The organism is Paenibacillus sp. Mc5Re-14 (assembly GCF_001049835.1).
Lineage (GTDB): Bacteria > Bacillota > Bacilli > Paenibacillales > Paenibacillaceae > Paenibacillus > Paenibacillus polymyxa_C.
Window position 1 is genome coordinate 1,460,164 of record NZ_CVPD01000001.1, and the last position, 20,221, is coordinate 1,480,384.

Genomic DNA, 20,221 nt, shown 5'->3' on the forward strand with positions numbered 1-20,221 from the left:
GGAAAATGTAATAAGCCCGCCAGCCCAGGCGGGTCTGTACGAGCCGTCAATTCCCATTGCATTAATATACCACAGAGCAGAAATCGGGCAAAGCCTTTTGCAACAATTAACGTACATCCCATACCCCTACATAAGGAAAGCAGGTACCAAGTCCCCAAGCCAGCATCAGCAGCACCACAAAATAAAAAATAAATATAATATCTACAGCCGAATAGCCGATCGCATAATAATACGTGCGCTTGGTTTCATTAGCAAAACCCTTCGCTTCCATGGCAATAGCAATGCGCTGTGCACGCCGGATACTTTGAGCGAGTAGCGGAATTGCGTACCTGCGGAGCGTGGCGTACATATTCCATTTGGACACATGCTGGTGTAAACCTCGAATACGGTGGGCATGTCTCAAAGCCTGAAATTCCTCCAGCATCATCGGCATCAACCGCATAGCTGCCAAAAAGCTGTATGCATACTTGGGAGGGAGCTTCCATTGCTGCATCAGTGAATAAAAAAGGCTCACCGGACGAGTCGTTAAACCAAACAGCAACCCTGCCGCGGCCATACTCAGTGCACGAAAGCCCAGATGCATGCCTCGGAAAAAGCTTTCCTGCGTAATATGGATCAGGCCCCATGTCCACCAGGTCGTCACTCCTTTGCCAAACATCATCATGCCTGTTGAGGTTGAAATAAACACCAATATAAAGGGAGATCCGTACAGGAGCAGACGCTTCCATGGATGGCCTGACCAGACAAGCAACAGCAGCATAGCACATGCAACATTAAACATAACGTTCGGATCATGGATGACTATAACGATCACAAACAGCAGGGAAAACATCACGAGCTTTAGGCCCGGGTTTACACGATGCAGCCATGTTTCATGATGAGAAAAGGACAGGCTCATACTGTAGTTCCCCTTTCTGAATCCGCCATACATCGGTACAATATCGACGGACAATTTCCGGGTCATGCGTAACCATCACAATGGCCGTGCCTGCCGCTCTCAGCTGCTCCAACATATCCAGCATGACAAAGGTATTACGCGCATCCTGCCCAAAAGTCGGTTCGTCCAGCAGCAGCACTTCCGGCTCACGGATCATAGCCGTAGCAATACTCAACCGCCTTTTTTGGCCCAACGAAAGCTGATACGGATGGCGTTCATCCAGCCGCTCCAGTCCGAACTGTATAAGTATTCGATCCACTCGTTCCCTACACTGTTCAGCTGTAAACAGGCTCTTGGGTAACGAATATTCCAGTTCCCTTCGTACGGTGTTCGCTACAAATTGCAGCTCTGGATTTTGAAATGCAAACCCAATACGCTCAGCCAGTTGCTCCGTATTGCCTGCCTCAGCTCCGCACACGCAATAACGACCCTGCGTGTGAAGTAAACGCATCATAGAGAGCAGAAGCGAGCTTTTGCCAGCCCCGTTTTCACCGACCACGCCAATCCAGTCGCCAGGCTTCACCTGCGCTTGCTCCACATAAATGACTGTGCTCAAACCCCGGAGTCCGCTAAAATGTTCTAGCTCCAGCAAATCCGTTGTAGGTGCTGAGGTGGACGGACTATCCGCATGCCCTCCATCTTTCTGCTGCGTCACAGACTCTCTCCAACGCGGCGAAGACGATTCATCCCATATCCCCGGATACCACACGCCATACTCGGATAATGCCTGCCGATGCACATGAAATACTTCTTCCGCCCTTCCGTCCGCAATCATTTCTCCTTGATCAGAAAGCACCACAATTCGATCCACATCCTGGACAATTTCATTGATTTTATGCTCTACGATCACCAGCGTCTGGTCTGCCGAAATGTTGCGAATGGTATCCCACACCTGTGTCGTGCCCTCCTCGTCCAACAAAGCTGTCGGCTCATCCAGAAAAAGCACTTCCGGCTCCATAGCCAGCACAGAGGCAATCGCCAGCCGCTGTTTCATTCCCTGTGACATGCTGGCAATGGGCAAGTGTATATCATCCGTCGATAGACCAACCTGCATTAGCAGCTCGCGAATACGGGATGGCATCTGCTCCCTTGGAACCTGTTTATTCTCCAACACAAAAGCCAATTCCTCGTCTACATACGACATACAAAACTGCGTGTCAGGATCTTGAAATACAATACCAGAGAGACTCGGGATCACAGCAGCATCGTATTTCATAGGCACTTCTATCGTGCGTGGAATCAGTCCGCTCAGCACCTGAAGCAGCGTTGATTTGCCGCATCCGCTTGGACCCAGCAGCAGTAGCTTTTCCCCTTTGCGGACAGATAAGGACATATTGTGGAAAAGCAGCTCTTGCTCACCGGGAAATTTCAAACGAAGACGGGTGATCGAAGCCACCACATCTTCGTTGGCCGCGCTCATCAATCCAGCCCCTTATAATCTTGTTCCGTTGCCGGTCTCAAACTTCGCGTAACTCCGGTTACCTCCAGCGCCTTAGCCAGATAGAAAGCGAATACCCCAGCAATCACAATACTGCCAATCATCCGAAATCCAATATACAAAACATAGTTCCAGGTCGATAGCTGATCAATATACCCATAGCTGAAGTCTAAAATCAAAGAAGTGACAGCCGCCCCTGCCGCAGCTAATGATACGACCCACAGGTTTGCGTTCCGATACAGAAAAGCCGCAAAGAACAGCTCCGCTCCCAAGCCTTGCAGCAGACCATAGTACAAGGTGGACATGCCCCATTCGCTTCCCAAAAAAGCACTGACTGTTGCCGCGGCCACTTCTGCCAAAATCGCAACTCCCGGCTTGCGAATGATAAGATAAGCGAACGTGCCAGCCATAAACCACATGCCATACATCAGTTGCTCAGCGTGTAGACCGAATGGTTTCATTAAATCATAGGCAGGTCCCCATATTTTGTAGACCAGCCCGAACACCACGGAGATTACAATCGTGACCAAAATATCAGTCAGCTTCAGCCCTTTCGACGCTCTTACATTCGTGTTCATTGTTGATACGCTCCCCTTTTTCGTTAAAATAGGCCTTCTGGCCATAAAAAAAAGCCTGTCCGGAGCTGAATCTCCAGGCAAGCTTTATGCGCAGTCATAAAATGATCACCATACATTATCAGTTGTCGACATATCTCATATAGCACAGTAGTCTACTGCACTGAAACCGAGCCAAAGTCAGGTACAAAACAAGACACGTTTGTCCGTCTGCAACTTTTTACAGACCCGCAGCTCGTTAACTTGATATATGATATGAAACGAATCCATCGACTAGTCGCCACCAATAGGCGGTAATCCTGTTTCTTGTATAGTGTTCTAGGTTTCTCTACGCTGGCATTACCCAGATCAGATTTCACGGTCGGCGGCAAGGGCCACCCTCTCAGCCTGACTATCTCAAGCTCCCGACAATGCTTTTTAATTCACTATAATATATACCACATCTATGGCTTTGACAATCCTATAATCCGAAGAAACGTTTGCCTGTTTCCGTCGTCGCGATTTCGATCTCCATCATGCTGCGGCCTGTGCACTCAGCAATCGTAGCGGCGATGTGAGCGAGATACATCGGCTCATTACGCCCTTCTTTGGGCTTCACAGGCAGATTACGCGGGGTCAGAAACGGAGCATCCGTTTCAATCATCAACCGGTCGAGCGGAATATCCCTCACCAACTCACGCAGATGCTTGCCGCGCCGCTCATCACAGATCCAGCCTGTGATACCGATATACAGTCCCATTTCCACATACGTATGCAATTCCTGAGCAGTGCCAGTAAAACAATGCACCACCGCTTTATCTACAAGCTCTTGATGCTCTCGTAACATAGCGACAAAATCCTCATGCGCATCTCGTTCATGCAGAAATAAAGGCATATGTAGCTCACCCGCCAGTTGAATCTGCTCTCCAAACCATCGGCGCTGTACATCACGCGGAGAAAAATCACGGTTATAGTCCAACCCGCATTCTCCTATGGATACGACCTGCGGCTGAATCGCGAGTTGGCGGAGCTGTTGAATCGTATCTGTGCTGCAATTTTTGGCATCATGGGGATGCACGCCAGCTGTAGCATACAGCTGACCAGGATAACGCGCTGCATACTGAGCAGCCTCTCGACTACTGCGAACACTGGTTCCAGTAATAATCAACGGTGTAATCCCTACAGCCGCTGCTCTCTCGACCACCTGTTCCCGATCTGCATGAAACGAACGGTGCATTAAGTTCACACCAATATCAATCAACGGTGTACTCCTATCCATCTCAATCCCTCCTTCGCAAACTACAATCTCGGATCAATCGGCTCCGATTCCAGAGATAACGCGGCAAGGACGCATTCATGAATACGCTCCACCGTATCTTTGCGGACAAAACGTTCCACGCCCTCCATGCCAAGCGCTCCTTCCATCAGGGCATGACGCTCCTTTTTGTTCGTTCGACGCTGCTTCAGACGTTTTAAATTCTCAGGGGCAAGATAATCCATACCGTAAATGATGTGCAAGTACTTCCGGCCTCTCACCTTGATTGCAGGCTGAATCATCTTGTCCCGATTTTTCATCAAAAAGCGTTCCGGCTTGATCACAATGCCCTCATGACCATCCTCTGTCATCTCATTCCACCAGCGAATGACCTCTTCCTCGCTTGTTTCATCCGTGATGACACGATACTCTGTCTCCATAAATATAGAGGACAGTCCTGCCAGCTCCCGGTTGTGCTCCATATGCCAAATATGAGATTGGTCAAAAAACGTCTGTCCGCTGTGGGCCAGTGTATGAAACGGTGCAATACGAATTTCATCCAGACCGTCCACATCCCAGCAATATTTTTGAAAAGCCTCTTGGAACGTTACGGCATTGCCATATTTCCGTTCCATTTCTTCCAGCCAGTCTCCAACCTCTCGGCCTGCAACCTTCGCCTGCTTCAGCTTGTCTACCAGCTTACTGCGATCCAGCAGAGCTGCTTCACCCACATGCGCATACTGTGCAGCAATCAGTTCCCGAGCCTTGAGATTCCACGGTACAATTTCTGCATCCAGCAACACAAAATCCGTCTGGTGCTGTTCAAAATATCCGGCATCCACTAGATCCGCATTCAGTTTCTCCAGCACCTGCTTCCCAAAGCCTGACTCAAAGAAGGGTCGTCCGCTTCGGGTGTAGATCGTGCCCAATGTCGGGTAGCCTACATATTCAACAGCAGCCTGCTCGTTTTTGAATAATAGCAAAATCGCCCGGCTACCCATATGCTTTTTCTCCGCTACCATCGTTTGTACGCCTTGACTGCGATAATAAGCTAGCGCTTCACGCGGATGCTCCAGATAACCTTCCTCTTCGGAAACCTTGGGGGCAGGACTCATCGTGGGCGGAATGTACACCAGTTCCTCCATCGGTACCGTCACATGTGACACGGTATCTATAGCGGTTTTGACCGATTCTCCTTGAACGCGCACTTCGCCATACGATTCCGTCAGCACACTGTAACCAGCGATGAGCTTACGTAAATTCGGCGGGGAAAACCGTTTTCTCTGCCACCGGACAAGTGGGCTATCGGGATCATTCGCATAATTCTCATGAGCCGGAACGCTGACAAATTCCTTTTCCGGATAACGATAAGCGGTCAGCATACCACCAAATACCACACCTTGATCAATATTCACCGTCTGATTGACAAGGGTAGGCTGCGGTCTCGGATCATGCCCCCATACTACTATTTCTCCCGATTCATGGTCTACGAACCAATCTTTGCGGATTGGTTTTCCGTCTGCATCCTGACCTTCCGTATCTCCATAACGACAGTAATCAGAAATACGTGCCGACTGTTTGCCAATAAAATGATCCTTGATCCCCGCATGAGTCACAACTACGTGCCGCAACCCGTTTCTGCCGAAAATAAGATGAGAGGGTGCATGTAGTAGAAAATCCCTCAGCTCGCCTCTAAGCTGTTCCGCTGCTGCCTTGCCCGCTTTTTGTTCATATTGAACCATTTCCTCTGCGAATCGTTCATCTCCATGATTGAGAGTTACTTTTCTCCCATCAAGGTAACGACCGATTTTCCAGCCATGATTGCTGTCAATCATGTAGGCGAGTCCAGCGTCCACGTGCTTTTTCCAGAACTGCACCGCTAATAACGATTCTGGGCCACGGCTCATCACATCTCCGACAGACACCAGTCTTCTGCCTTCTGGATGATGGTGTAGTCCTTCCGTATCTTCCATATATCCGAGCCGCTCTATCACTTCCAGCATCTCACGGTAGCACCCGTGAATGTCACCAATGATATCAATGCCTGCACCCATATCATGAAACAGCGGCTGAGCACGACGGGCAAAGTTAACCTTTTCTACATCCTTGAGGACATAGCAAGCGTCAAAGCCTTCTTCCCGGATACCGCGCAGGTTCCGCTTTAACAGCTGTGTCTGCTGCTTGACCCGTTGGCGGCCACGCGGATGCGCCCTGCCTGAATCACGTTCCAGTAGCACAGATTCGGGTACATCCAGCACCAAAGCCATCACAGGTACATGTGCCTTGGTTGCCAGCTGTACGTATTTCTGGCGGTCCTCAGCATACAGATGGGTGGCATCCACAACTGTCAGCTTATTCAGACGACAGCGCATAGCCAGAATAGTATCCATCGCCTCAAACGCCTTGGCTGACATCTGCTGATACTCATAAAACAGCACGTCCGATTCCAGCCTTGGAAGTCCGCGCCAGTCAATAAATTCCGTATCTCCGACCAGCTTGCGAAAATGATCCGAGGATACCACTTCCGTTTCCAGTAGAACCCCTTCGCTCACCAGCCTGTCCAGTAAAGTGGTTTTACCACTATTCGAGGCCCCTACCAATACAACCAGTCCAGCATGCGGTAAATCAATCGTTCGTTCGGATGAAATGCTCATGAATTCTTCGGCTCCTTTCTGCGCGTAAATACAGCCATTTGGGTCGGTTGTCCAAAGCCTTCGACCTCTTCTCCGATCCCTTCCAGCGCTAATGAATAAGGAGCTTCCTCAATCCATTGCTCGCATCGTTCACGAAACTCGTTTCTGCTCCATTCAAAACGGTGATCGCCATGCCGCAGCTCTTGCTGATCCATACGATACACTTCATTATATTCGCGATTGGGAGTCGTCACGATCAGCACACCTGGCTGATATTCTGTCACAATCGTATTCATCACCCGGTTCAGACGATGCTCATCCACGTGCTCAATGACTTCACACAGGATCATCACATCTTTCCCTCGCAATTGTTCATCATAATAAAAGAGAGAGCCCATCATAGGTGTAGGGCGAATGGCGTCGGCATGCCTTTCCAGCTTGGCAAAACGCTCCACAGCCCTCACCTGTGCATAAGCAGACGGCTCCACAGCCCAAATCTCTTCAATGCCCTTCATTCGGGCCAAGCGAGCCGAAAGCTTCCCTTCCCCTGAACCAAAATCTACGATTTTCTGTCTTCGGGGCAGCTTGCGAATCACATCCATAATGGCTTGATACCGCAGCTCATTGAGCCGTACAGTAGGCTGTTGCGTCCCTTCCTCCAGTGACTGTTCTTGCTGCTGATCCTGTTCGTGATTATGCTTTTGTTCTTGGATCGCATGTTTTTCAGTCCGTGTAGCAGCAGAATCAGATTGCTCAAATTGCTCAATCAGATTGGTAAAATGAAGTGTGCGTCGAATGATGAGCTCGCGTAGCGGATGCGCTGACAACCAGCCTTCACCGTAACGTCTCAGCTTATCAAACTCTTCTTCGCTAATATAGTAGTGCTTATAATTATCCAACACTGGAATCAACAGCAATAACTGACGCAGCGCATATTGCACCGTCTGATGACCACTTAGCGTGACATATCTGACGGTGCTTCGATTTTTCAGCTGAAAAGAATAATCCGCTTCCCCTCGTTCTATGGTCACTTGATAGCCCAGCGGCGCAAATAGTCCCTCCACCACAGCATCTGGCAAATCCGACGCAACAGGCCCAAACGATAACTCCAATGCAAAAGGATGCTTCACCCATGCTGCATAGTCTTCCTTGGGTTTGCCGTTCAGGGCCGTGCCAAGCGCGCCGCGAATATAGGTACAGAACAAGCTACTGGTTACAAACTCCCGGTCATTAATATACTGTGTAATATCATAGCTATCTGGACTGTTTTTGACCAAATCTATCGAATCTGGCGAAGCCTGAATGACGATTTCTGCCTCTTCCTCGGTAAACACGGTGTACACCATGCGTACACGCGCACCCTTTTCCGTGCGATCATACGTATTATAGGGATTTTTGGCAAGCAAATGCGAAATCATCCCGGCATTATTTCCGGTTGCTTTTAGCGTGATATGCATACTCTACTTCTCCCTCCCAACTTATGTTTTCCATACTTCATTCACCGCAGCGCGGAACATATCATCCAACTGCTGATCTCGTCCGCCCTCCATATGCTGAAGCAAAGGCGCCTTCTGTTCAAAGTAAGCAATTTGCTGCTCGATAAAATCATTCACCACCGAAAGCTGTGGCTCCACATCCAGCTCCTCGCCCGCTTTTTTACGTTCCAGCAAATGTTCGATCACCTGATAAAGTTCGGTATCAGCCGGAATGAATTCCTCCAGCAAGTCTACGAATTCCATCGGAGGCATGCTGTTGTATCGTTCAATCCAGCCACAGGCCAGCAGCGGGCGCAGCACGTAAAAATACTTTTTAATCTTCACCTGTTCACCTTGCAAATAATCCCGATAATTTCCTCGTGCCATATTCAGATAATGGTACATACAGGACTTCGGAGAGAAGGTTAACGGCGAGATCGCACGAATCTGATCAGCCACTGAATACTGCTCCAGATAGGGAATCGGAGATTGCAGCCATTCCAGCAAAGGCGGATTGGATTTGCGAAACAAATTGAGCGCTTTTTTCAAATCCCAGCCGTTTATATCCAGCAAATCGCTGATTGGCCGTTCAATCACATCCCGCTTATCAAAAATAGATAAATACCATTCTATGGGTCTTACATAGATAAATCGTACATCATAGTCACTGTCCTGTGAAGGAAACCCCCATGCCCGACTGCCTGATTCACAGGCGTATACAATGCGCACCTGTTCCTCCTGCTCCAACGCCCGCAGCTCACGCAAAATCGTTTCGCGCATTTCCGGTTGAATGAAACCCTGCCCATGCTTCACATCTGTCATGTTGTTCCCTCCCTTATCATTAAAGTAATTCCCGAATCTGTTCTCTAATCGACTCCTCCGTTTCAGCTACCGATAAGCGGCGAAGACGCTCTGTCGTTTCCTCACCCCACATCTCAGAAGGCCATTCCTTGAGTACATGAAGCGCTGCATGACGATTGGAGGTCACCGGACTCCAGAGTCCGGCAGCAACTAGCTCTTGCCCCATTCCTTCGTAAGAAGACAATAGCTGAAGCAAAATACCCAGACACTGATGCGCTTCATACTCCGGTCCAAAGCCTGGCGCATCAGCAGGACCAGAAGCAATCTCTTCCAGAGGCAAGCGCTTTTCTGCAAAAGCCACCAGCTTACGAGCTCGTTGTTCATCCTCTGTCCTGATGAGTTCAAAGTACAGATTAGGCTTGACTGGGTATTGGCTTAATTGATCAAATAGCACGGGCCATACATCTAGTGCTAGCATTCGAGCTACACGAATGGCATAGTGGAGATGCGGTGAATTTGCATGCTGTAGCTCCTGTTCTACCGGCTTTACCCACTGTGGATCGTCCATCATCTGCTGGCATATCGACGCGTAACGTTTACGCAATTCCGGCGTCCATTCATGCTCATAACGTGCCTCCCATGAATCGTCTTCTTCACCCAGAAAATCTGCAATATCCATGATGATCGTAAAATGCTTCACAGTCGTACACATGGCCTTAGCATGGCGAAGGTAGTTGCCTATGACCATAGCGGCATGCTCATAATCATCTATACTTTCCGCAGGTCCGCCTGCTGCCAGCAAAGCTGATAGAATATCACCCGCCCCGTCAAACAACTCCTGATCAATGTGCGGTACAGCGATGGCTGTATGCAGTTCGCCTTTATGAGCGCACTCATAAGCAAGATACTCATACATGACATTGTTGCGGAATCCTTCCCGTAATAACCAATCACGTATTTCCTGCCGTGTCGGCTCCAGCCGTTCTACTACGTGAATACGTCCCCAGCCATGTACCTGTGACGCTAACCTATACAACTGCTCGTTGGCCTGCTCCGAGATATTACGGATAGCTACAGCCGCATATAGCGTGAATTCATCATGCTTGGCTAGTGTTAAAATAAGCTCGTGGTGCTGATCCGTCTCCAGCAATCCAAGCAATGCAATACCAAACTTCACCACATTACGATGTGTTCCGTGTTCAGCCAGCCAACGTGCTTCCTCATACAATCGATCCGGCTGAATTGCTGGATGCTCCCGCACCGCATCTAGCAGCGGATCAATCAGGCTGAGTGCATTTTCCTCCATCAAGCGTACATACGTCTCACGTCTCGTCTTCATCCCTGGCTTGCGGCATTGTCTGGACAACAACTGCGCCAGATCCTTAATTTTGTCAGTCTCTCCATCTCCGCCAGCGCCATGATGCCCAAACGCTCCATCCAGCCCTCCTGCCACCCAACGCATCTTGTGACCTGCCCAGTATTCTTCATCATCTGGCAAATGATCATCCGTAAGCCTACCCTGAGGGTCCAGTCCCTGCTTAATCGTTTCATAAATCGAAAGCTTACCTACCCATGGATATAACACTTCATTTTTGAATCGTCCAAACATGTTGTATCACCCTTCTGTTATGTATGCTTCTTACTTATCGTGCTACCTTATATCCCTATAATCCTTTATTTTGGAAGTCATGAACATGGTGAAAGTATTACAAAGATGAATAAATTACCTTTTTCCTGCATCCCTTCCCTGTTAGAATAAAGGGATACTTATTTTCGGAGAACGGCTACAGAAACGGGGAATGCATCATGGCGAGAGAGAGTTTTGATAAAGAAATTCAATTCCTGCGTATGCTCACACTAACAAGCGGCGCTTATAATCGGCAGCAATTTGCAGACAGACTTGGCATTTCGGTACATACCTTTGATAAAACGATCCGGCGCCTCAAGGAAATCGTCCAATCCGTACAACAGCAGCTGCCTGCGGAACAGGGACACGATTTTAATGAGATGCTGCGCTTTAATTATTACGAATCCGCTGATCCATTGCTGTTATTCCTGTTTCGGGCCAAATCGCTCAAGGAATCGGAAAGTGTCCGCTTATCCCTTCTGCTGACAGCGCTACAGTCACAGTCTATGACTACCATGGAACTGTTGGATGCTTGCTGCAATGGCCTGCCTTCCGACAGTTCACTGCCAGATGAGAAAACAATTCGTTCTGATCTGAAATATCTGGTCGAAGTCGGCGTGATTCGTAAGGAGCCTGGCGGCAGGCCCTATCGCTATGCTGTCCGCAATGATCTGGTGACAGAACTGACGGACGAGGAATTACTGGACTTATATGATTTTGTGGACATTATGGCCAACACCCAGCTCCCCTCTGTGCAGGGATATCTGTTACGAGATCATCTTAAAAAAGCCATGCGCCGTCAGCTCGGAGATCGTGAGATGGCAGAGTCTTTTTTATATAAATACCATTATTATTCACGCATTCTGGACGAAGCCCATATTCATCCGCTTCTGCATGCCATTCGGCAACGTCGCTGTGTAAGCTTTTTATATTTTTCGGCGTCCAAACGAAGCATGTACGGGTCACAGAACACAAACCCACGGTTTGAAAAAGAGACCGAAGGCCGTGAACATACCATTCTGCCCCTGCAAGTCATCTATGATCATCAATACGGACGTTGGTATGTGCTTGGTCATGTAGGCGGCAAAGGAATCATGAAGTTTCGTATGGAGGGCATGACTCAATTGGTGGAGGGCAAGCCTGTCCCAGAGCAGCTTTATGCCGACCTGTTAGCCGTGTTGGAAGAAAAAATGCGGTACAGCTGGCTTGTTGATACGGGTCGTCCCGTGAAGGTACGGGTACGTTTTTTTAATCCTGAGGGTGCAAAGCGCAACTTTATCCGGGAACGTGTACTGTCACAGGGACAATGGGGTGCGATTACGGAGGAAGAAAGTGAATCCTTTATCTATGAAATCACAGTGAATGGAATCACTGAGATCAAACCATGGATTCGCAGCTTCGGATCAAGCTGTGAGGTATTGGAGCCCCAGCGGCTGCGTAAGGAATTCAGACAGGAATGGAAGGAGCTGCAAGCCTATTATGAGCCTGTTCGAGAAAATATTTAACTATCAGATCGTCTCACGACTGGATGAATCGGGCGCTTTTGCTACCACATCGCAGGAAAGAGTCTGGCTTAAGTCCATGCTTGCAGACTCGGCAGCGACAGAGGCTTTTACCCCCTCTACACTTGATAAGCTTCGGCAATTACTTGCAGACGACGAGCCTCTGGAGGCTGATGGTAGCCTGCGCGAAAAAGCAGGGGTTCCTGCTGCTTCGGTTTATCATCCACTCCTGCGTGAATTGCGTTCCATTCTGCGATCCCGTTCAGGCATCTGTATGACCTACAAACTGCGCAACGGACGCCTGCATGAGCGAATGTCCGGATTCCCATACAAGCTGGAGTTTTCCATGGTCAAAAAAGAATGGAGTCTGCTGTGGTATAATCGTCGCCACCGCGCATTTATGTCCACTAAACTGTCCAACATCGTAACCGTTACGGAGGATGAGATCCTACCTGAAGAAGCCGAGACGTTTACCCAACGAATACTCGGTATACTGGAGTCACGCAAAGAACAGGGCATCATCGAAATTATTCCTGTATATAACGGTGAAATGTCTCGTATTTTATATACTTTTTCCTGTTTTGAAAAGGAGGTCGAATATGATCAGGAAGCAGATACCTATCGTATTACGCTCACTTTCCAGGCAGACGAATGTGAATATGTGTTATCCAAAATCCGCTTCCTCGGCAAACGTGTCAAGGTCGTTCAAGGCTCTCGATTAATATCGCGAATGAAGGAAACAACAGCCAAGGCCCTCGCACGATACGAAGAGGAATAGCTGCTGAAGAAATATAGGATGAATCCACGTAAAGGCCCTCCCTCCGTCTGCTAATGAGACGAAAGGAGGGCCTGTTAAACGAGTTATGGCAAGGCTTGTCCGCGTGCACTGACATACAATTGATACCATTCCTCACGGGTCATCAGCTCGCTCTGGCGTTCTGCATCCTGACATGCTTTGATTCGTTCAGGATTGGCGCTGCCAATGACAGGCTGAATCCGTGCCGGATGCTTCATCAGCCAGCCCAGGACGATCGCTTCACGTGTCGTCCCCTTTTCAGAAGCCAGCTTCTGCACCAGTTCTGCCGTCTTACGGATGTGCTCAGGCTCTCCTTCCAGAGAACCTCCGCTAAAACGTCCCTGCGCCAGCGGTCCCCAAGCCTGGAGCTGAATATCCTCAGTTTGGCAATATTCCACCAATCCTTCGCCAAAATGTACATTCGTCCCTGCCTGCTGGTTCACGTGTACGGTCTGATCTATAAAATGCAGATGTGCCAAGCTCATCTCCAGCTGATTAACAATCAGCGGCTCCGTTAGGCTACGCTCCAGAAAACAAATTTGGCTTACATTCATATTGGAAACGCCAAAATGCCGTACTTTGCCGGATGTCTTAAGCTCACTGAACGCCTTCGCTACTTCTTCCGGCTCTACCAGCGGATCGGGACGGTGCAGCAGCAGGATGTCTAAATACTCAGTACCCAGACGCTTCAAGATACCATCTACGGACTCCATAATATGATCATATGAGAAATCAAAACGGCCTGGGAGCGTGCCATCCGGCAAAAAAATACCGCATTTGGACTGAATTACGATTTGTTCACGCAATCCGGGCTGTCCCTTTAAAATCCGACCGAAAATTTCTTCCGCTTTTCCCATACTCGATAGATATCCGCATGATCAAACATCGTAATCCCGATGGATTGTGCAGCTTCTACAGCTCTCTCCGCTTCAACGACATGCTCCTGTGTATACGGTGCATGGCTCCATTCTCCACCAAAAGGCATGCAGCCAAGTACCAGCCGACTATCGGAGATTCCACGTTTCTGTAAAGGCATAATTTTCATGCTGCTCCTCCTTGAACCCTCAAAGTATTCCTTGCTTCATCAACATTCGAATAGTTCGTCAAACCGCAAAAATCAGACGGAAAACATGTCGTTTTCCGTCTGATTTTTTATTTTAGTTACTTATTAGACAGCCCTTCTTATATGTAATAATCAATAGCCAACTTCAGCAGATAAAGCGCGAGCAAATGCAGCGGATAAAACAAATAGAAGAAGGTTCGTGGGCCTTTTCCCCTCTCTCCGTTATATCGGGATAGCAAAGGGAGTGCAAAAATACAGGCCCCGCCGATCGCAAACGGATAAAGATATTCGTTCATTGTGCTGGCGTTGATGCCCATGATGCTGAGCGAATCGGGAACAGCCCATATAATGATGACTCCGAAAATGAACATAAGCGCAATTATTGCAATAATCCATCCGTTGTAAATCTTCTGTTGTTTGCGAGCCACATAGAAAGCCAGAACCAGGAACACTCCAATCACACTCCAGTCTCCCAAAAGAGAGACTACGCAAAGAGCCGAAATCGCCAAGTATTTAAGCACAGGATTGGTCGTGTTGTCATAGAACCATATTGCCAGTAGGCCCATCAACAACGTTAGCATGATGTTTCCCGAAGTATACCAATCTTTAAATACCAATCCGTAAGGCACCACACTGGCTAGCCCGGTTAGAGCAAGGCGCATTGTATATTTTTTGAAGCTTCTGGTATGGATATATCCTTCGGCTACAAAAAAAGCCATGATAGGCAATGTAATTCTGCCTACCACCTGAAAGCCCAAAAAATCGGCAAAAAATAGCCCTCCAATATGATCAATTAGCATTGCCAATACTGCAATTAATTTTAAACTGGTGGCATCAATGCCTTTCACCTCTGCTTGAACGGATAATCTTTGTTCCATATTCCTCCCCTTTTCTTCTCGAAGGACTATGCCCTCCGTATCTATTCTATTCGTAAACAGGTCTGTTCAGGAGGCTCCGGTCTCCCATCTTATCTAAGAGGTGCTTCAACAATTGGCGGGAAACGGGAATAATGCGCCTTGCTTCTCCGGAATTCTGATTGGTTTGAAAAATGATCTCCTTCTTGCTCTTATCTATAGATTCCACCTTCATCAGGTTTACGATAAATGCCCGATGACACCGGAACAACCTTGGGTCCTTAGCCTCAATATCTTTCAGATCGCCGTAAAACTCAAGAGTTCTGTTTTCGGAAACCAGACGGATTTTGTGGGGAACACCGGTTGTTTCAAAGTAATAAATGCTGGAGAAGGAAATTTGAAATTTCGTAAATTTATTGTCGAGTATAAACCAATCATTGACATCCAACACAGGCTTTCTTTGATGGGCAACAACAAGAACTTCTCTGACCTTTTTTTCCATTTCATCCTGAGTAGCATCCTTGATAATGAAATCAAGAGCTGCTACCTTATATTGGAAGGTAAGCGGAGACAGATGACCGTGGGTAGTTACAAAGACAATATGCCCATACATATCATATTTTCTGATTTCCTGGGCAACTTCCAGTCCCTTCATCTGACAACCAGAGATTTCAATATCAAGGAAATACAAGTTATTCGCACAAGCTTTAGATTCAAAAAGCAGGAGATCCGGCTTACTGGTGGCAATGAGATTGCTGCAGCAGATGCCAAGTTCCTCGCAGCTTTTACGGACCATCTTTTCCATTATGCGCTGCTGGATAAACTGATCTTCCAGAATAAAAATATTCATGATGTCGCTCTCTTTATAATTAATGTTTGCGTGAAAAAATCCGGTTCCTTTTTGGTATCCAAAGTTACATACTTGTTGCTGCGCAGCACCTTTGCTATATTGTACAAGCCAAGACCTCGATTGTCCGCTTTCGTTGAAAAGTTCCGTTTGTAGAGATCATTCACCTTAATCCCGTCAAGTGCAGAATGATTATAAGAGTTTCGTATCGTCACCGTCTGAATATCGTCTTCATGGATCAGCACAATATTTATGGACGGATTGCAGGTCTCTAGTGCCGCATCGATTGCATTGTCCAGGAAACAAGAGATTACTCTGCAAAGGTCTATAATATCCATATACATTTCACTGATACCGCTATCAATTTCCAGTTTTACGTCAACTCCACGCTTCTTTGCCACCAGCACCTTGGATGTAATAATACTCTTGAGCTCACTCACGTCCAGATTAATCAGGTTATCCAGACTATAGGAATATCCGTTCAACTGTGAAGCAGTAGGTTGGATAGAACTCTCATATATCCGCTTGATCATCGCTAAATCCCCAGTTCTGATCCCCTCGTCCAGCATTAACAGGATATTGGTATAGTCATGTCTGAAGCCGCGGATGTCTTCGTACATTTTTTCAATCTCCATAATATAAGCCTCCAGCTGCAGGTATTGTTCCGTCTTGTTCTTCTCTAGCTCACGTTCACGCAGGAAGCGATACAGCCAATTGATCGTCATCAGGAAGATGGAGGTCAAGCCGATCAGCATCAACACAATCTTTAATCTGCTTGGATACGGATTGTTGCTTTCACACTCCGAATAGATAATGAGTCCTAGTCCGATGATCCCCAAGACTAAGATTAAAGAAGCTCCGACGATAAGCTTAATCCGATATATCTTCAAAAGCCTGACCGCCGGAGTAGGAAACAAATAAGACACAAGCTTTCGGAGCGCCAAGTAGATCAGCGGAGGTGAGCAAGCGGTTAGGAAGGGCGCCGTCCATTTGTTTTTATATTCATAAGGAACCGCATAGCTGATTACCGTTATGAAATAACCCAGCAGTGTCGTAATGAAGATGGTAAGGATGGCGTAGAAGCCTATGACCCACAAGGATTCATATTTGTCGGTCAACCACCCGTATACTGCCAGTAGCACAAATAGAAATAGGTAAACAATCAGTCCGAAGTTATTCAGAGCTGTTATTCCGATAAAATAATACATGACTAAAAACAGCAGCAGCTTATAATTCATACGGAAAACGCTTAGACCATTGCCGCTGACCATATGATATATTACAAGATAGCTGGTGTATTGCAAAAAATAAATGCCGGATGTAATCATTTTTTGTTCAATTTCCAAACTTTTGGGTTGACTGGTTCATAGAACAATCCGAAACAAATCCCTCCTCCTTCACCTCTTTTACTCATATGCTCCAGTAGCTTAGCCTTGAGTCTCTGGGTATGGTTGTTTCTGTATTCTTTAATATTCTTGATATTGTTCATAATTGGCATAACTCCTTCTCATTATGGAATAGAATACTGGTGTGATGACAACTGCTTCAAGAAACAGCCCAAATATTAACCAAGGATAAAAATCTAGTGCGATGGCCACGAAAACAAACACTATACTTAAAAAGATAGCTTGTAATCTGCATGCTCTTCTGAACTTCGGATCTACCAATGGATTGCACTCCGTATCGGCCGGAGCGTATCTGACAATCAGAATGATAGAAAGCAGACAGAGCGTCGCCAAAAAAAAAACGGTTCCATTCTACTTCCTTTAAGAGCCAGGGAACAAACACAAAGGTCAGTAGACTGACCCAGGTGCAATGATGCGACTTGCGAGCATGCCAGCCAAAGGACTTTCGCCGGACCACTGTATAGGAAAGCAGCATCGCAGCCGTTTCGGCTAATACACCGAGCAAACAGGCACTGACCAATACAAGAAGTATTTTTTCTGTGCCAGCCAGTATGTTCTCCAGATAATAAAGCACATAAGCACGCTTCTCCGCTTCCAATTCTTCGTCTTGAAAGTATTTATCAACGATCCACGTTGACAATTGATGATACAACGCCACCGCCCCTCCCTAACTTAATTGTGCGGGAAGCTGGAATTGAACATAATCACGATATTTATCATGCCAACTCATTAATTCGTGATGCGTGCCTACCCCCGTTACTTCTCCTTTATCCAAAAAGATTATCTGGTCCGCTTTGTAGATGGTTGACAAACGATGAGCGATAACAATGGTCATTTTATTCTTGGAGAGAAGCTTGATTACATCATGGACGAGCTGCTCTGACTCGCTATCCAGGTTGGCGGTAGCTTCATCAAACAGCAGGATCTCATGGTCTGAAAGCAAGCATCTGGCAATCTGGATTCGCTGCTTCTGTCCCCCCGATAATTTGACTCCCCTTTCTCCAACAAAGGTATCCAAACCATCCGGTAATTGATAAATTACCTCCTTCAAGCCTACTGTATCAAGAGCCGCATAAATCTCATGGTCATCCGCGTCTCTGTTTAGGCCATATACCAGATTGTCTCTCACTGATCCTACCAGTAAGTCACTATCCTGCATAACATAGGATATTTTGCGACGCCATTCTTCCGTCCTAATCTTATCCAAATATACATTATTGTAATAGATTTCTCCATTATATTCTGAGTAAAATTTCTCTATTAAAGAAAATATTGTTGTTTTTCCCGAGCCGGAAGGCCCTACGATCGCTGTAGTGGTACAGCCTCTGAAGGTTAACTCCACGTTGGATAATACCGGTTGGCCCTGGTTGTACGAGAAAGAAACATTGGCAAAATGCAGGATATCCGAATTCTGATCATGACTTTTCATGTCCGGCACACTGCCTAACTTTTCTTGCTTCTCATCTCGCTGGTTATATATGGTATAAATTTCCTTACTTGCTCCCTTGGCCTTTTGATACTGCGAGAAAAAACTGCTGAGCTGGGTCAGAGGCGAAACCATTGTAAACAAATAAAAGATCATGGATACCAGAGTACCTGTAGTGATATGTCCAGCGGCAATGCCGGCGCTTCCATACCAAAACATTCCTACCAAAGCTAGCATGATGATAATTGTGACAATCGGCTCAATGACAGCTGACAATATTCCCTCTTTGATGTTCAAGCGAAAGATACGTCCAAGTATCTCCCGAGTATATTTCATTTCAAGCTTTTCCGACGTCGTCGCTTTAATGAATCTGATGTTATAGAGAATTTTGGATAACTCACCGGAAAAGTCTGCGGCTGCATCCTGTGCCTCAACCGCTACCCTATTCATCCTTCTTCCAATGGGATAGATTAGTAGCGCCGTTATAGGAATCAGAGCAACGAGTACACTCATTAATCTCCAATCCAACACAAATAACATGATGATGCAACCAGTGACCATCAGGACATCAGCCAGAATAGAAGGCAGAGTGATAGCTAGAAAATTACTTACAATAGCAAGGTCGTTCGTCATTCTGCTGATGATTTTGCCGTTCTCGTTGTTATCAAAATAATTAACCGGCAAATGGATAATTTTTTCCCAAATTTTCAGTCGCAGTTCCTGAAAAAACTTGCTCCCCACATATCTGAGGAGCAGAGAAGACACGGCGTTTAAAATCCCTCCGGCCAGAAACAGCGAAATAAGCACAGCTGCGGTCTGGATCGTCAGCTCCATAGCTGAGATCTTATCGACAAGCTTGCCTGTCATGATCGGCAATACTAATGAAAAAGCGGCGGAAATCAGTGTAAATACTATGCTCCAAGCAAGCGCAAGCTTGGGCCATCTCGCAATTTTGATTAACTTCAGCAAGGAATGGGCCGTTTGTTTTTCTTCACCGATCTTTTTATATGCCGTGCTCTCCATATTCAATTCCATTATGGCTTAATCACCTATTTCTCTTTGTGATTTTCGTATTCTAGCAAAAACTTCATTGCCATTGTATAGACACCTGCGGCTATCGCTACCATGACAATATAGGAGAGCGACAGCTTGGTTCCTATCCAGTCCGTTTGGTTGCTTAACTGGAACAGTAAGAAGCACACGGCGCTTCCGGCAAGAAACTCCAAAGAGTAGGAGAATTTCCGCCCTCTCTTCAACCTATCTAGTATAATATCCACTATAATTACAGCGGATGTAAGCATAAAAGAAATTTTATACAGCATAATCTTATCTTCAGCAACAATCTGCTGATCCTCAAAACTTGCAAAGTATCTGGCCAAAATTGTACCGATTACTAGGTATAATACGACAACTAGCACATTTATTCCGACACATTCGGCTGTGCTGTAGGTAATAGTCCCTTCGCTTCGTTGAACCAGGGTCGCTGCCAAGCTTGAAATAAACAGGATCAGAAACCAAATATAAAAATATGCATCCAGTTGAAAAGAGAGAAAATCGGTAATCAGTCCCACCATGACTGTAATAATTTCTTTTAATAAAATGAACAT

16 protein-coding genes, 2 pseudogenes and 1 riboswitch are annotated in these 20,221 nt (G+C 46.8%); of the genes and pseudogenes, 2 read left to right on the top strand and 16 right to left on the bottom strand.

Features of this window, described 5'->3' with window-relative positions:
- Positions 1 to 106 precede the first annotated feature (106 nt).
- The 8 genes from BN1546_RS06635 to BN1546_RS06670 form a co-directional block, all read right to left on the bottom strand.
- Positions 107 to 898, bottom strand: a complete 792-nt coding sequence (locus tag BN1546_RS06635; RefSeq protein ID WP_090736665.1) for an energy-coupling factor transporter transmembrane component T family protein — start codon at positions 896 to 898, stop codon at positions 107 to 109.
- A complete protein-coding gene (locus tag BN1546_RS06640) occupies positions 873 to 2,357 on the bottom strand; it encodes an ABC transporter ATP-binding protein (protein WP_090736667.1) in 1,485 nt (494 codons plus the stop codon). Before BN1546_RS06640 ends, BN1546_RS06635 begins: the two co-directional genes overlap by 26 nt.
- The gene (locus BN1546_RS06645) at positions 2,357 to 2,953 is read right to left on the bottom strand and encodes an ECF transporter S component (protein ID WP_090736669.1); all 597 of its coding nucleotides are present in this window, start codon (positions 2,951 to 2,953) and stop codon (positions 2,357 to 2,359) included. The genes BN1546_RS06640 and BN1546_RS06645 overlap by 1 nt, the downstream gene beginning before the upstream one ends.
- Before the next feature lie 305 nt (positions 2,954 to 3,258).
- Positions 3,259 to 3,368, bottom strand: a riboswitch (TPP riboswitch).
- Positions 3,369 to 3,410: 42 nt separating this feature from the next.
- Complete coding sequence (locus BN1546_RS06650) at positions 3,411 to 4,208, bottom strand: TatD family hydrolase (RefSeq protein WP_090736672.1); 798 nt, start codon at positions 4,206 to 4,208, stop codon at positions 3,411 to 3,413.
- A gap of 20 nt (positions 4,209 to 4,228) precedes the next feature.
- Entirely contained in the window at positions 4,229 to 6,838 is a 2,610-nt protein-coding gene (locus BN1546_RS06655; protein WP_090736675.1) for a polynucleotide kinase-phosphatase, read from the bottom strand.
- On the bottom strand, positions 6,835 to 8,274 hold the full coding sequence (locus BN1546_RS06660; RefSeq protein WP_090736700.1) for a 3' terminal RNA ribose 2'-O-methyltransferase Hen1: 1,440 nt from the start codon (positions 8,272 to 8,274) through the stop codon (positions 6,835 to 6,837). The genes BN1546_RS06655 and BN1546_RS06660 overlap by 4 nt, the downstream gene beginning before the upstream one ends.
- 21 nt (positions 8,275 to 8,295) lie before the next feature.
- Entirely contained in the window at positions 8,296 to 9,114 is an 819-nt protein-coding gene (locus BN1546_RS06665; RefSeq protein ID WP_013369576.1) for a nucleotidyltransferase domain-containing protein, read from the bottom strand.
- Positions 9,115 to 9,133: 19 nt separating this feature from the next.
- Complete coding sequence (locus BN1546_RS06670) at positions 9,134 to 10,702, bottom strand: limonene hydroxylase (protein ID WP_090736702.1); 1,569 nt, start codon at positions 10,700 to 10,702, stop codon at positions 9,134 to 9,136.
- Positions 10,703 to 10,899: 197 nt separating this feature from the next.
- Here BN1546_RS06670 and BN1546_RS06675 point away from each other — a divergent pair, with 197 nt between their 5' ends.
- Positions 10,900 to 12,225, top strand: coding sequence for a helix-turn-helix transcriptional regulator (locus BN1546_RS06675; RefSeq protein WP_090736705.1), 1,326 nt, complete (start codon positions 10,900 to 10,902; stop codon positions 12,223 to 12,225).
- Positions 12,200 to 13,000 (top strand): WYL domain-containing protein, encoded by an 801-nt coding sequence (locus BN1546_RS06680; RefSeq protein ID WP_090736708.1) that lies wholly within the window; start codon positions 12,200 to 12,202, stop codon positions 12,998 to 13,000. Before BN1546_RS06675 ends, BN1546_RS06680 begins: the two co-directional genes overlap by 26 nt.
- An 83-nt stretch (positions 13,001 to 13,083) precedes the next feature.
- Here the strand turns inward: BN1546_RS06680 and BN1546_RS06685 are convergent.
- The 8 genes and pseudogenes from BN1546_RS06685 to BN1546_RS06715 form a co-directional block, all read right to left on the bottom strand.
- A pseudogene (locus tag BN1546_RS06685) lies at positions 13,084 to 14,063 on the bottom strand (aldo/keto reductase family oxidoreductase).
- Positions 14,064 to 14,200: 137 nt separating this feature from the next.
- Entirely contained in the window at positions 14,201 to 14,959 is a 759-nt protein-coding gene (locus tag BN1546_RS06690; protein ID WP_017426268.1) for a TraX family protein, read from the bottom strand.
- 46 nt (positions 14,960 to 15,005) lie between these two features.
- Complete coding sequence (locus BN1546_RS06695; RefSeq protein WP_017426267.1) at positions 15,006 to 15,785, bottom strand: LytR/AlgR family response regulator transcription factor; 780 nt, start codon at positions 15,783 to 15,785, stop codon at positions 15,006 to 15,008.
- Positions 15,782 to 17,020 carry a sensor histidine kinase gene (locus tag BN1546_RS06700; RefSeq protein ID WP_254207843.1) on the bottom strand — a complete coding sequence of 413 codons (1,239 nt, stop codon included), beginning with the start codon at positions 17,018 to 17,020 and terminating at the stop codon, positions 15,782 to 15,784. The genes BN1546_RS06695 and BN1546_RS06700 overlap by 4 nt, the downstream gene beginning before the upstream one ends.
- Positions 17,021 to 17,106: 86 nt before the next feature.
- On the bottom strand, positions 17,107 to 17,271 hold the full coding sequence (locus BN1546_RS27250; protein WP_017426265.1) for a hypothetical protein: 165 nt from the start codon (positions 17,269 to 17,271) through the stop codon (positions 17,107 to 17,109).
- Positions 17,249 to 17,846: pseudogene (locus BN1546_RS06705) on the bottom strand (accessory gene regulator AgrB). Before BN1546_RS06705 ends, BN1546_RS27250 begins: the two are co-directional and overlap by 23 nt.
- A gap of 9 nt (positions 17,847 to 17,855) precedes the next feature.
- Positions 17,856 to 19,649 (bottom strand): ABC transporter ATP-binding protein, encoded by a 1,794-nt coding sequence (locus tag BN1546_RS06710; RefSeq protein ID WP_017426264.1) that lies wholly within the window; start codon positions 19,647 to 19,649, stop codon positions 17,856 to 17,858.
- 14 nt (positions 19,650 to 19,663) lie between these two features.
- Positions 19,664 to 20,221, bottom strand: a complete 558-nt coding sequence (locus tag BN1546_RS06715) for a DUF5823 family protein (protein ID WP_090736714.1) — start codon at positions 20,219 to 20,221, stop codon at positions 19,664 to 19,666.

Excerpts from the sequence above, each read along its gene's own strand:
- BN1546_RS06715 (WP_090736714.1), bottom strand. The coding sequence starts at position 20,221 with ATGTTCATTTTATTAAAAGAAATTATTACAGTCATGGTGGGACTGATT.
- BN1546_RS27250 (WP_017426265.1), bottom strand. The coding sequence starts at position 17,271 with ATGAACAATATCAAGAATATTAAAGAATACAGAAACAACCATACCCAG.
- BN1546_RS06680 (WP_090736708.1), top strand. The coding sequence starts at position 12,200 with ATGAGCCTGTTCGAGAAAATATTTAACTATCAGATCGTCTCACGACTG.
- BN1546_RS06700 (WP_254207843.1), bottom strand. The coding sequence starts at position 17,020 with ATGAATTATAAGCTGCTGCTGTTTTTAGTCATGTATTATTTTATCGGA.
- BN1546_RS06710 (WP_017426264.1), bottom strand. The coding sequence starts at position 19,649 with ATGGAATTGAATATGGAGAGCACGGCATATAAAAAGATCGGTGAAGAA.
- BN1546_RS06695 (WP_017426267.1), bottom strand. The coding sequence starts at position 15,785 with ATGAATATTTTTATTCTGGAAGATCAGTTTATCCAGCAGCGCATAATG.
- BN1546_RS06645 (WP_090736669.1), bottom strand. The coding sequence starts at position 2,953 with ATGAACACGAATGTAAGAGCGTCGAAAGGGCTGAAGCTGACTGATATT.
- BN1546_RS06670 (WP_090736702.1), bottom strand. The coding sequence starts at position 10,702 with ATGTTTGGACGATTCAAAAATGAAGTGTTATATCCATGGGTAGGTAAG.
- BN1546_RS06660 (WP_090736700.1), bottom strand. The coding sequence starts at position 8,274 with ATGCATATCACGCTAAAAGCAACCGGAAATAATGCCGGGATGATTTCG.
- BN1546_RS06635 (WP_090736665.1), bottom strand. The coding sequence starts at position 898 with ATGAGCCTGTCCTTTTCTCATCATGAAACATGGCTGCATCGTGTAAAC.
- BN1546_RS06655 (WP_090736675.1), bottom strand. The coding sequence starts at position 6,838 with ATGAGCATTTCATCCGAACGAACGATTGATTTACCGCATGCTGGACTG.
- BN1546_RS06665 (WP_013369576.1), bottom strand. The coding sequence starts at position 9,114 with ATGACAGATGTGAAGCATGGGCAGGGTTTCATTCAACCGGAAATGCGC.
- BN1546_RS06650 (WP_090736672.1), bottom strand. The coding sequence starts at position 4,208 with ATGGATAGGAGTACACCGTTGATTGATATTGGTGTGAACTTAATGCAC.
- BN1546_RS06675 (WP_090736705.1), top strand. The coding sequence starts at position 10,900 with ATGGCGAGAGAGAGTTTTGATAAAGAAATTCAATTCCTGCGTATGCTC.
- BN1546_RS06640 (WP_090736667.1), bottom strand. The coding sequence starts at position 2,357 with ATGAGCGCGGCCAACGAAGATGTGGTGGCTTCGATCACCCGTCTTCGT.
- BN1546_RS06690 (WP_017426268.1), bottom strand. The coding sequence starts at position 14,959 with ATGGAACAAAGATTATCCGTTCAAGCAGAGGTGAAAGGCATTGATGCC.